The 12145-nt window shown below is 52.7% G+C and carries 15 protein-coding genes; 3 read left to right on the top strand and 12 right to left on the bottom strand.

Annotation, left to right across the window (positions count from 1 at the left end; genetic code table 11):
* Window positions 1-7 precede the first annotated feature (7 nt).
* From QW520_05325 to QW520_05335, 3 genes are all read right to left on the bottom strand, one after another.
* Window positions 8-1207, bottom strand: a complete 1200-nt coding sequence (locus QW520_05325) for a glycine cleavage system aminomethyltransferase GcvT (GenBank protein MEM0449224.1) — start codon at window positions 1205-1207, stop codon at window positions 8-10.
* 64 nt (window positions 1208-1271) lie between these two features.
* Window positions 1272-2444 carry an AAA family ATPase gene (locus QW520_05330; protein ID MEM0449225.1) on the bottom strand — a complete coding sequence of 391 codons (1173 nt, stop codon included), beginning with the start codon at window positions 2442-2444 and terminating at the stop codon, window positions 1272-1274.
* Window positions 2445-2451: 7 nt separating this feature from the next.
* Complete coding sequence (locus QW520_05335) at window positions 2452-3420, bottom strand: NGG1p interacting factor NIF3 (protein MEM0449226.1); 969 nt, start codon at window positions 3418-3420, stop codon at window positions 2452-2454.
* Window positions 3421-3568: 148 nt separating this feature from the next.
* On the opposite strand from QW520_05335, the gene QW520_05340 reads away from it, so the two are divergent.
* Window positions 3569-3901, top strand: a complete 333-nt coding sequence (locus QW520_05340; GenBank protein MEM0449227.1) for a hypothetical protein — start codon at window positions 3569-3571, stop codon at window positions 3899-3901.
* A gap of 182 nt (window positions 3902-4083) precedes the next feature.
* Here the strand turns inward: QW520_05340 and rpl12p are convergent, their stop codons facing one another.
* From rpl12p to ftsZ (QW520_05380), 8 genes are all read right to left on the bottom strand, one after another.
* Complete coding sequence (gene rpl12p, locus QW520_05345; protein ID MEM0449228.1) at window positions 4084-4395, bottom strand: 50S ribosomal protein P1; 312 nt, start codon at window positions 4393-4395, stop codon at window positions 4084-4086.
* A gap of 18 nt (window positions 4396-4413) precedes the next feature.
* Complete coding sequence (locus QW520_05350) at window positions 4414-5412, bottom strand: 50S ribosomal protein L10 (protein MEM0449229.1); 999 nt, start codon at window positions 5410-5412, stop codon at window positions 4414-4416.
* Between the two features lie 10 nt (window positions 5413-5422).
* The gene (locus QW520_05355) at window positions 5423-6061 is read right to left on the bottom strand and encodes a 50S ribosomal protein L1 (protein MEM0449230.1); all 639 of its coding nucleotides are present in this window, start codon (window positions 6059-6061) and stop codon (window positions 5423-5425) included.
* A 102-nt stretch (window positions 6062-6163) separates the two neighbouring features.
* Complete coding sequence (locus QW520_05360) at window positions 6164-6643, bottom strand: 50S ribosomal protein L11 (protein MEM0449231.1); 480 nt, start codon at window positions 6641-6643, stop codon at window positions 6164-6166.
* Between the two features lie 4 nt (window positions 6644-6647).
* The gene (locus QW520_05365; GenBank protein MEM0449232.1) at window positions 6648-7562 is read right to left on the bottom strand and encodes a transcription elongation factor Spt5; all 915 of its coding nucleotides are present in this window, start codon (window positions 7560-7562) and stop codon (window positions 6648-6650) included.
* Between the two features lie 30 nt (window positions 7563-7592).
* Window positions 7593-7808, bottom strand: coding sequence for a protein translocase SEC61 complex subunit gamma (locus tag QW520_05370; protein MEM0449233.1), 216 nt, complete (start codon window positions 7806-7808; stop codon window positions 7593-7595).
* Window positions 7809-7863: 55 nt separating this feature from the next.
* Window positions 7864-8979, bottom strand: coding sequence for a cell division protein FtsZ (ftsZ, locus tag QW520_05375; GenBank protein MEM0449234.1), 1116 nt, complete (start codon window positions 8977-8979; stop codon window positions 7864-7866).
* A gap of 172 nt (window positions 8980-9151) precedes the next feature.
* Window positions 9152-10288, bottom strand: coding sequence for a cell division protein FtsZ (gene ftsZ, locus QW520_05380; protein MEM0449235.1), 1137 nt, complete (start codon window positions 10286-10288; stop codon window positions 9152-9154).
* Between the two features lie 173 nt (window positions 10289-10461).
* Between ftsZ (QW520_05380) and QW520_05385 the strand changes: the two genes are divergently transcribed.
* Window positions 10462-10737, top strand: a complete 276-nt coding sequence (locus tag QW520_05385; protein ID MEM0449236.1) for an acylphosphatase — start codon at window positions 10462-10464, stop codon at window positions 10735-10737.
* A 17-nt stretch (window positions 10738-10754) separates the two neighbouring features.
* Here the strand turns inward: QW520_05385 and QW520_05390 are convergent, their stop codons facing one another.
* Window positions 10755-11600 carry a TatD family hydrolase gene (locus QW520_05390; GenBank protein MEM0449237.1) on the bottom strand — a complete coding sequence of 282 codons (846 nt, stop codon included), beginning with the start codon at window positions 11598-11600 and terminating at the stop codon, window positions 10755-10757.
* Window positions 11601-11828: 228 nt separating this feature from the next.
* Between QW520_05390 and QW520_05395 the strand changes: the two genes are divergently transcribed.
* Window positions 11829-12140: a ribbon-helix-helix domain-containing protein gene (locus QW520_05395; GenBank protein ID MEM0449238.1), complete on the top strand. Its 312-nt coding sequence runs from the start codon at window positions 11829-11831 to the stop codon at window positions 12138-12140.
* Window positions 12141-12145: the final 5 nt, after the last annotated feature.

Raw genomic sequence — 12145 nt, forward strand, 5'->3', positions numbered from 1 at the left:
ATGATCGCTATTCCGCAGTTCTACTCCGCCTGATGAAGGGCGGTCTTACCACCTCAGCCTTCACACTCGCCCCTCTTATGGCAATCTCCAGCCGCGACCCTTCCTGATGATACGGTGGTCGCACATAGCCCATTCCGATTCCTTTTTTAAGGCAGGGCGACATGGTACCGCTAGTCACCCGTCCCACCACCTCTCCTTTGGCCATTATTTCATAGCCATGGCGCGGTACGCCTTTCTCTAAGAGCTCTAGGCAAACTAGCCTCTCATAATCACCGTACTCCTTTTGTCTCATGAGTGCTTCTTTGCCGATGAAATCCTTGTCCATCTTGAGGACCCATGCTGGTCCCGTCTGCAGAGTGCTCTGGGAGCCATCGAAGTCAGTCCCGGAGAGAAGGAAACCCATCTCCAGACGCAAGGTGTCACGGGCTCCGAGTCCGCATGGCTTAAGACCTTTATCAGCTCCAGTCCTAAGTAGGATCTGCCAGAGGATGGGAGCCACGGCGTTCTCCACCATAATCTCGAAACCATCCTCGCCGGTATATCCGGTTCGGCATAGGTAGGCAGTCTCATTGAATCCTAGCTGACCCTTGGTTTTGGGTCGGCATTTGCTTTCCAGAATATCGCACAAGAATCCAGTGGGCTGATACCTGTCGAATAAGCCTTCAGTGAGATCGGGATCCGCGAACAGCTCTGTCAGCTCGCAGGAATTGCGTCTCAGGGCTGAGAGATCGGAGAAGGTCAGGTCTTCAAGTATCTCGGAGGATTTGGGTCCCTGAAGGGCGATGCAGGCGATGCGGTCGGATAAGTCCAATATCTCCTGTCCCATGCTATGCGATTGAAGCCAGGCTAACACCTTCCCCCTACCAGACGCGTTAGGAACCATCAGATATATCTCCTCAGCATAATGATAGATGATTACGTCATCGATGATGTGGCCCTGCTCGTTTAGAATATGACTGTAAATCCCTCTGCCCGGGGGAATATCCTCAACCTTGTTGGTGCATAGCTTTGCTAAAGCCTCGCGCGCACCCTTTCCTCTTATCAAGATGTCTCCCATATGAGAAACATCGAAGACGCCAGCGGCTTTTCGCACAGCCATGTGCTCTTCTATGATACTGGAATACTGTATAGGCATCTCCCAGCCGGCGAAGGGCCCCATTTTGGCGCCTAATCGCACATGCTGCTCGTGAAGAGGGGTTTGGAGCATAGATACACCGAGCCAAAGATAAGCCGAATAACGCTAAATTATTTTCCAGCTCCCTCAGCTGCTTTCATTGCATCATGGACTCCAGCTTCTCTTTTAATATCGAAGCGGGGATGTCCGGGAGGGAGATGTAGGTGGTCCTCCCTCCACCTGAGGGCTCGCCCGCTACTTTGGTGCTGATCAGCCCTTCATTGGCCAGGTCTTGAAGGTAGGCCCAGAATTGAGTGTGTGCGCGCGCCTTCTCCCCATATTCCTCAGCTACCACTCTATACACCCTTTCTACCTCACCTGTGGTGACATACGCCTCTCCCTTGATAGCGCGAGCGATGGAAAGCAGAACCAACTTCCTCTGCTTATCCAACTCCTCGATCTTACTCTCGGTTACCACAGAGTAGGTGAGAGCTTTGGCCGCGCGCACGTGCTCTGCCGTCACCCTCTCTGCGGATTCCTCCTCTGCCAGCATTCCTGCTTTTTCCAATAGTTCGATGGCGAAGCGGGCATCTCCGAACTCTGAGGCAATGTCTCCGATCAGGTCGATGCATTCCCTGCTTATCGCCTCGGGGAACATGGCCAGGGCGGCACGATCCGCCACGATATCTGCGAGTTCTTCGGCGTTGTAACGGTCAAAGACCACAACGTTCGCCCTTTTGAACGTGGAGGCAGAGGCAGGGTCCAACATCTCCAGGATTTGGCGCTGTGAAACCAGAATCAATGACAGCGAGGCTCTTCCAGCCACCTTCTCTTCATCGAAGCGTGATAGATGATATACTAAGTCTCCCGCACCCTTTCGCAGGAGAACATCCGCCTCATCCAAGACTACAACCAGATGGATCCTGCGTTTATCGATGTGCTTGCGCAGGGAGCGCAGCATCTCCGCGGAGGAGAAGCCTCTATCGGGAAAGCGCTCGTCGAAGTGTGTAACCAAACGTAATAGTACACTGGATTCTGTGTTCCTTTGACGGCAATTCACTATAACGAAATCTATGGCCCTCTCTTTTGCCTGTGCCTCCCTCACAAGGTCGAGGCAGAATCGTTTTGAGGTTGCCGTTTTTCCTGTGCCTACGGGTCCCGTGAGGAGGGCGGTTTGGGAAACCCCCTCCTCCAGTAATGGGCGAAATAGCATCCAGAGTTTAGCTAGCTGATTCTCTCTATGCACTAGCTTTTCCGGCACATAGTCGAAGCTTAATTTGGACACATCTTTGAATATCCTAGAATTACGCTCCTGGTATTCGCCCCTCACACACCCCTCACCTTTTCCCTCTTCTGACCCTTATAAACCCTGAGAAAGGCTCCACCTTTACACCCTGTTTTTCCAGCATATCAGCGAAGAGATTGATCCCTATCGAATCCGAGGCCATATGGCTGGAGACCACCAGATTGACATGCGCTTTCTTCGCCTCCTCGATATGGTTGTCAGGCACATGCATGCAGACAATGGTTCCTATTCCTGCCTTGGCCAGGGCATCGTACATTTCCTTGGGGCCAGCGGTGCCTCCAGCGAACTTCACCAGCACCTTCCCTGCCCTGCGGCTCTTATCGCCCACCAGTACTTCAGGCGAATTATTATATCGTGCGGCTTGGTCCTGCTCGGGCAGGTTCAGCAGGATATCGATGACGTCGGAGACCTTGCGCGGTTTCCTCTTATCCATTAGCCTCTGCACATATCTCTGACCTAGCATGTCGCAGGGGGAATGCAGGCACATCAAAGGTATACCCAGGAGTCGGGCCGCGTCCACTGGCTGATTGAAGTTGCCAGGGTGTACTCCACGCATCACCTCCTTAATCCTCGGAGCCATGATATCCTCGATGACATTGATAGGTACTCCATAATCATGGTACATATCCTCCTGCACATGTAGCATTTCAGGGAAAAGGCCTCTAGCTTTTCCTAAAGGATGGTGGCTGATTATAAGATCCACATCCTTTCCCCTCTCCCTAAGGCGGTCGGCAAGGAGCACCTCTCCCGAGGTTACATCGATGCCGAAAAGCACGCTCTTAACCTCCATGTCATCATCGCCGAACAGAATTCTGGAATCATGATAGGGATTCCAGAGAAGATCCTTATCGAATCTATCCTTGGATTTTTCATCCAATTTTTCAAATTTCTCTTTCTGGCTCCTCAACTCCGCCTCAATCTCTTTCTTAGTGCGGGGATCTGCCTCCATTCCCGCCTTCACTGCGAGTTTATAGATCTCATCAAGTCTCATACCGCTCATCGAAGAAGAAGGTCGTGCTTATTTAACCTTGTCTCATTCCCTGGCGCGCGAATACAAAACACCTAGCACCAGCATGATGAGGTGTGTGCCTTAGCGTCAAAACGTAATTATATCCTGCTGTTCATGATTCGCTATTGAGTGAGCTCGAATGGTAGTCGACCAAATGCTTAGGACCACGATAGGTGTGAGCAACACTGAAGACTTGATAATAGAGGCCATTAGGGACCTAGTCAAGGATGAGATCAAAAGGCAGATAAAGCAGAAGATCGAGGAGAACCCACAGCTTAAGGCGGAACTCAAGGAGGCAGTAAAGGAATTTCTCGACGCAAAGATGCGTGAGGCTTATGCCCTGGTGAAGATGGCTAAGTGCTCCGCGGAGTTAGGCGTCAAGTTTGTTCCCGAGGATATGAAGGCGAAATTGACCCATGAGGTGGCGGAGCTCATTGAGAAGGAGGTCGCGCAAGTCATAGAGAAGATGTGAAATGTCGAACGGCGTATCTATCATATTCCAGTTTTAAAGGTTCAGACTCAGGCCAAACACTTTGTGAGAAGAATATTTAGATAATTGGTTTAGGTGGCCTGACAGGAGCAGCTCGTAGGATGCCGAGCGGCTCCTGATGGGCCGGAAACAGGTGAGGGCGGGGCGAACCTGCGCTGCTCGGCTCAACCGAACAGAGCACCGAGGCCGGCTGCAGCCTCTTCCTCGCTGACCTGTTCCTTCTTCTCCTCTTCCTTCTTCGCTTCCTTCTTCTCCGCGGCTGGAGCGGCAGCTGCTGCAGGGGCAGCGGCGGGGGTCGCAATGACGGCGCTCTTAATAGCCTCGTCGATATTGACACCCTCGAGAGAAGCGGTAAGGGCCTTTATCCTTGTGACATCGGGTTCGACCCCGGCGCCTCTTAGGACATTGGCGACCGCGTCCTCGGTGATCTGCTTTCCAGCGGCGTGAAGAACCAAAGCGCTGTATACATACTCCATGTTTTTGCCTCCTTTATCTCATCCGAATAGTGCACCAAGGCCAGCCGCGGCATCCTCCTCGCTGACCTTCTCCTCTTTCTTCTCCTCTTTCGGCTCCTCCTTCGCGCTAGGAGAGGGCGCCGATGAGGAGGGCGTTGATGACAGCCTCTCTTTCACTCGCTCATCCGCCAGCTCAGGGATCCGAGCTGCCAGGGCGAGCATGCTCGCCTCCGCCTTTGCCAAGAGGAATTGTATCGTGTCCTTTGTCGGGAACGCTGCCTCCGAAGAGATCGCCACCGCGTTCCTATACGCCTTGGCTAACAAGGGGGCCATGGTTTCTGGCGCGAAATAGGCCACCTCCACAGCCAACGCCATGGCGTTGCGTGATGCCAGCGCGATCATTCCTGTGTAGTAATCCGCAGGCACGTCCAAGACGTCCTTCTTATATATCAGTCCATTCTCGAAGACCGCTTTCAGGTCCATGCCCACGGTCATAGGGAGGATCTCCAGCTTGGGCAAAACTGCCGCCAGCTCTGCCGAGATGACCTCCCCTTTCTTGACCAGCACCTTATCCTTCTTGATGACGATCTTCCCGCCCTCGATGCCGGCCGGAATCCCGACTTTCTGCAACTCGCCTACTATGGGGCCGGGTTTGAACGGTGTCTCCCCTGCCTTAACCTCTATATCCTTTGGGGCCACGTCTCCCGGTTTAGCTGGGGCTGCGCTCTTCGTTGATTCCATCCGCCTGAATAGCTTAAAGGGGTTCTCGTCAGTGGCTACGATGGCGCATTGCCCGCTGATGAACTCTTTTATTTTCTCCAGGCCAGGTCTCTCTTTGGCAGCCTCGTCCACTGCGATGTTCAGCAAGGTATTGCGGGACATAATCACAGCGGCTTTGGGTCGCATCCCCTGCCTCATGAGTTGTAGCTGGGCTGATGGTATTCCGTGTAGGTCGACCACGGCCACGGAGTGATGGGACTTCATGGCATCGACCAGCTCCTTGATAACTTGTTTCTTCCAAGCTGCTACGTGCGCCAATCATCTCACCTCACATTATCCTCTCCGCAGGCCCCATGGTCGTCTTGACATAAACAGAGCCGATGTTCTGTGTTCCTCTTTCCAGCTTTCCTATTACCCTTTTTAAGACCATATCGATGTTCTCAGCAATCTGTTCTGGGGTCATCTCGACCGTACCCACAGGAGCGTGGAAGGTCTTGCGGTCTTTGCTCCGGACCGTTACTGTTTTTCTTAATGCCTCTATTATAGGCTTGGGATCCGCTCCAGGCTGTATTGGCTTGGGCATCTTGCCCCTAGGGGCCAGAACCATCCCCAAGCGCTTACCGACCACAGGCATCAATGTAGCTTCAGCGATGAAGAAATCGAATTCATTGGCCATCTTCTTCGCTAGCTTCTTATCCTCAGCGATCTTGCCCAACTCATCCGCGGTCAACACGCGGTCAGCGATGGACTTAGCCTTCGCCACCATCTCGTTGCCGCCGATGACGCAGACCCGCACCTGACGCCCTCTACCGTTTGGTAGGATAATATCATCCTGAATTCGGTTCTTAGGTACGCTAAGATCTATGTCCTTCAGATTAATGGAAATGTCCACCGTCTCAGTAAAATTGCGCTTCTTATGGTTTTCCAGCGCCTTCTTGACGGCGTCCAAAGTCTTTTTCTCGACCAAATTCATCCTCTCCTGTAGTGCTCACGAGCCTAGGCTCTCCTACAGTGGTGGAGTCCCTCTATGCACCTTCCCTTTATAAGCTTTATGCACAAGAGGGGATGCCTAAGCCGAAAGCTTGGCGTCCCACTTCCCCTCTCTAATCTCCTTCTGCATTACCTTGGCGTCCTTGCCTTCGATGCTTATGCCAGTGGAGACACAGACGCCCACAACCTCTAGGACTTTCTTTTTAAGATCCTTGCCCATCAAGGAATCGCTTTTCATATTGGCAACCTTTATTATTTGGTCCAAGCTGAGGTCGCCAACTTTGCTCTTATTAGGTGTTCCTGACCCTTTCTCTGCTCCTATTTCTTTGAGCAAAAGCTGTGAAGTTGGAGGCGTTCCCACTTTAATGTCGAAGCTCTTGGTCTTAGGATCAATAATGACCTTGACCGGCACCTTCATGCCCTCGAAGCTCTTCGTTTTCTCGTTGATCTTGGCGACCACCTGGACAACATTCACCCCCATAGGCCCAAGCGCTGGACCTAAGGGAGGACCGGGCGTTGCTTTGCCCCCGTCCACGAGCACCTCAATAGTATCTGCCATATCCTCACTTCTCCTTTTCTAATACGCGAACGCTATCACCACGAACGGTCACGGGGATGGGGACCATTGCCTCTATCAATTCCACCGTGATTTCCTCTTTAGTCTCATCGATATTCTTGACTCGAGCTTTCTCGCCCTTAAAGGGTCCAGCGATGAGCTCCACCACATCCCCCTCCTGAATGCCGGAAACCAATGGTTTAGGCGTCAGGAAATGGTCGATATCGGCGAAATTGGTCTCGCCCTCCACTAAGCCCCGGGCGCGTCGGACCCCTCTCACCGCCTCCTTCAGCTCATCCGTGTTCATACCTTCAATCAGGACATATCCACGTAAATTGTTGGGGGCAAGTATGGCATATATGCCGCTCTTGCCACTCTTGGCTTTGCTGGCTACGTCATCGGCTACATTCCTTTCGTGACCGATAGAAGCCTTGAGGACCACTATTGACTGACGAGCCATGGCCTTGAACTCCATATTCTGGCATGAACTGCCATCCTCATAGCAAGCCTCGAGCTTGGCAATCGCCCCCTCCCCGTATCTCACTCCTTTAGGGGCTTCCATTTCCAATTTCAAAATCTTGGCATGGGGCCCCTCCATGTTCAGGATCAGCTCAGGCGCCGCTGCGGAGGCGCTATCCCATATGAGTCCGGTAGAATCGTATAGGCGAAGGAACCAATCTGCCGCTCCCTCCTGGGACGAGATGACCTTGATGCTTAATACTAGCTTGACCTTGTGCTTACCGCCAGCATCGCTCTTCAATTGAAGGTTCCATACGGTGCTCCCGCCAGCGGGTACCTTGCGCTCGTCCTTCTCACCAGTGAGGATTATCGAAACCTGCGCTGGTGCCACTACCTGCGTCGGAGCTGGAGCGGGCATAGTGGGGGGCGCAGGTGCAGGGGGTTGAGGTGTTTGATCATTCATGGAAAGCGCACTCCGGGGTTTAGTAGAGTATCAGATGATGAACGTATTCCAAATTAGGTAGATGAGGAACCCTAGGCCTCCAATGAGTGCCAGACCAATTCCGGTTATGGTTATGGTCTTGACATACTCATCGCGGGTGGGCTTGCGCGCCATCTTTATGACGCGGCCATACTTGCCCTTACCGATTCTGGAGACTCGCTCCTCAATGTCCTTTTGGACCTCCCAAGACTTATCAACGATGTCCATCGCGATACTCTCTTGTAAGACTCCCGAATCCCTTCTATATTAAATTGCTTTTGGTTCATCTTATGAAGTCTACGTCCATGCTTTTTATCGTCCCTCGGGCCTCTTTGGGACCAAGAATGTGCTTCGACTTCACCCCGGTTATAACCACCATCACCCGCACCTTGTCCTGAAGGGCCGGGTCTACCGCCGCGCCCCAGATGATCCTGGCGTTGGGAGAGATTCTGGACTGGATGATCTCAGCTACTTTCTCCGCCTCGGCCACGGACATGTTGTCGCCACCCATAACATTTATCAGGGCACCGGAAGCACCAGTAATATCCACATCTATGAGTGGTGAATTGATGGCTTCATCCACCGCCTTTTCTACCCTATCGTCCTCATCGCTCTCACCCAGGCCTATCATGGCCACTCCCGCGCCTTTCATGATGGTGCGCAAGTCATTGAAGTCCAGGTTTACCAGCCCAGGCTTGGTGATGAGTTCCGTTATGCCTTTTATAGCGCGGACCAGAACCTCATCTGCAACTTTGAAGGCAGCATTCAATGGCAACCGTGGGACTAAATCCAAGAGCTTGTCGTTGGGGATCACGATTACCGTATCCGCCACATTCCTAAGCCTCTCCAGCCCCCACTCCGCATTCTCTGCCCTAATCACTCCTTCAGCCTTGAAGGGTGAGGTGCAGACGCAAATGGTCAGAGCACCTAGCTCCTTTGCTAATTGGGCTACGAAGGGGGCTGACCCAGTTCCAGTACCGCCACCCAGGCCAGCGGTAATGAAAACGATGTCTGCTCCCTGCAGAGCCTTTTTCAACTCCGCCTCGGCTTCCCTGGCAGCCTCTTCCCCCACCTGAGGCAGAGCACCCGCACCAAGGCCTCGAGTGGATCTTCGTCCCAGCAGAATCTTATGCGGCGCCCTTATAGCCAAGAGATGCTGCGCATCGGTATTGCATGCGTAAAGCTCAGCTCCAGAGATCCCAACCTCAGTCATGCGGTCTATGGTGTTGCATCCACCTCCACCGCATCCTATAATCTTGATGTTCGTCTTTAGGCTTGCCAGAATTCTCTCTAACTCCTCATCCTGATCGGAAAAGGGCTGGAATGATGATGTCGGCTCGGGGGTCGGAACGGCTGTTGGTCCTGCGCGCGCGAGGGCGTCGCTGATGAACGACTTCATTTGCAATCCTCCTGGGGGAGACGAGGGACGTGGCAATCATACCGCGTCCCTCAAGGCCTATATGCGAATTCGATTTAAAAGATTTCTATGCGCCAGTCCTTCATCGACGGTGCGATCCCAAAGGGTTGACCGGTCGTCCCCTGGAAGGGACGACCGGTGGACCTCGAATCACTCAGCGGATGAAGTCCACATCTGCATCCTTGAGGCGGGTAAATTCGGTCTGGCGACCGATGATCTGCTTGGACTGGACTCCAGCCACAATCACCATAACACGAATCTTGTGCTCTAAAGCGGGGTCGATCGCTGCCCCCCATATTATGCGTGCCGTAGGGCTGACGCGCTTCTGCACTTCCTCTGCCACTTTTTGCGCATCGGAAATGGTCATGTCGGGTCCACCTATCACATTTACCAGCACACCGTTGGCACCAGAGATGTCCACTTCCAGCAGAGGCGAGTTCAGCGCCATCTCTATAGCCTCCATGGCCCTGTCCTCAGCGTGCCCGTCGCTCTCACCCAGGCCTATCATGGCCACTCCCGCGCCTTTCATTATTGTCTTCACATCGTTGAAGTCCAGGTTTACCAGCCCAGGCTTGGTGATGAGTTCCGTTATGCCTTTTATGGCACGCATGAGGACCTCGTCTGCCACCTTGAAGGCTTGGTTGAGAGGGAGTCTCGGGGCGAGTTCAAGTAGTTTGTCGTTGGGGATCACGATCACCGTATCCGCCACATTCCTAAGCCTCTCCAGCCCCCACTCCGCATTCTCCATACGCGCCCTGCCTTCGCCTTTGAAGGGCGTGGTGACAACCGCCACCGCTAATGCGCCTGCTTCTTTGGCCAGCTGCGCCACCACCGCGGCGGAGCCAGTGCCTGTCCCGCCGCCCATCCCAGCCGTGATGAAGACGAGATGCGCGTCGGACACGATCTTTTTCAACTCCTCCTCCGCTTCACGTGCCGCCTGCTCTCCTACTTGAGGCAGGGCTCCTGCCCCCAGACCTCGGGTCGAGCGCCTGCCTAATAAGACCTTATGAGGAACTCTGATAGCAAGTAGGTGCTGCGCATCGGTATTGGCAGCGAAGAGCTCTGCTCCGATTATGCCTTCCTGACATATCCTGGCGATGGTGTTGGAGCCACCCCCGCCACAACCGATAATCTTGACATTCGTTTTCAATTTTTGCAGAATATCTAGCAGCTCCGCGTCAGCCGTATCCCCTGTAGGTTCCGGCGGAGCGGGCGGCGTTAAGCTCTGGGCCGGAGCCTGAGCACCCATCCCACCAGTCCTAGCCAGCGCTTCTTCCACCAATGATTTCATAATCCCATCCATCCCCGGACCAGGCTTGGTCCTAACCAGCGGTGCTATCCCTTCTGGTCAAGCATAAATATAATATCACAGTATATAAGTCTTTTTAAAATGTCGGACAATTTGTCTGCCAATTCTCTTATTTGAGACAAATTTCATAAATCGAGCCCGACAATCATTTAACCATGAAGGTGAGGGCTGACGTGCGCTTCACCGGTGTAGTGCAGGGAGTTCATTTTAGGGATTATACGGCTCGCTTCGCCAATCAGGAGAAGGTAACAGGTTGGGTACGAAATCTTCCTGATGGCTCGGTTCAAGCCTGCTTCGAAGGGGAGAAGCTAGCCATTGAGGAGGTGGTGCGGCGGTTGCGAGAGGAACATCCGAGAGCAAGAATAGACAAGGTTGAAGTTAAATGGAGTGATTTCAGGAACGAGTTCTCAAGGTTCCAAATCAGGATCTGAAGGCAATCCAAAATGACTCAGCATCTCACCGTAATGCCGTACACTATTCCGGGATTCTCCTGATGAATAGCATATGCTTGTTCCTCGCTCATTATCCCTGTTTTCAACAGGGCCTTTGTGCGCTTAGGCACTGTGGTTATGGACATGACCGCGCCTGGCCGCTTCGGATCATCTAAATAATCGGTCTCAACCAAAAACCGCTTTCCTTTGGACAAGGCTTCGGTCATTGCCATTCGGCTTGCCAATATCGATGGGAAAAGGCCTGAGTTCTCCTCCTCCTTTACTAAAGGGGGCGAATAATGCTTCACCACTTTTTCACGCGGGAGCCCCACCCGATCCGCCATTCTAGCTATTTCTAGCATGGTAGAAGGTGTAGCGCTCTCTGTATGCAGGATTACAGGACAAGAAGCTTCTTTGGCCAATTGCATACCATAAGACATAAGCTCGTTCGAAGCTTCCATAATCTCTTCGGAAACGGGAAAGTGCGGTCTTCCAATCTCCCCTATGCCTACAGCCTTTCCTTCACGGACCAAGCTCTGAGCCAATTCCATGCCCTGGCGCATTATATTCATGGCTTCTGAGAGGCCATGTTTCTTAGCGAGATCTAGTAAAAGCACGGGATACGGTCCGATAATGATATCCACGCCCACTTCGGCCTCTTTCCGGCACTTTTCCCCTAACTGCAGAGTGATTTCATAAGAACGGAGAAAATCCTCACCCTTGTTTATGGGAACGCTCGCGTAAGGAAGATGGCAAAGTATGAAGTGGGTCCCTCCTTCTTTTACGAATTCCTTTACCGCCTCGACGTTGCGCCCCTCTGGACTCAGATGGAGGTGATTGTCAAAGATAGGTATGCGTTGCATTCACTTGTCCCTAATCCATGTTGAGAACTCATAGACTCCTATATTCTTTCCTACCAACGTAAGATCATCCCAGCATTACACGAATGCAAGGGAACTCAGAAACCCTCTTTGAGACTTCAGTAACTAAGTCCTGGTGGTTGTTTCACTCGCCAATCTATAAATAACCCCCATGAGAATACATACGGATGTCCGACAATAGTCGGACAAAAGCGCGCGCGGAGTTGTGCCATGGGAGACACCGAAAGGATCACGGTAAGGATTCCAGCTGACAAGCTGAACGCCCTCCAACAATTGGTGGAGAAGGGGAAGTTCCCAACCATATCAGACGCGATTAGGGCGGCTTTGGATTCCTTCGTGGAGAAGCACTTTACTCCGGAATACATAGAGCGGATTACGGTGGAACTTCCTAAAGGCAACGTGGTGGAGCTGGAGGCCCTGGTCCAGGAAGGGGATTCGGTATCCATTGACGACGCGATCCGAAATGCGGTTAGGGAGTATGTCCGTAAGCGCCTTAACCGCGCTATGGAGGAGATGAAGTAAGCGCG

Source organism: Methanomassiliicoccales archaeon (assembly GCA_038740345.1).
Classification (GTDB): Archaea; Thermoplasmatota; Thermoplasmata; order Methanomassiliicoccales; family UBA472; genus JAJRAN01.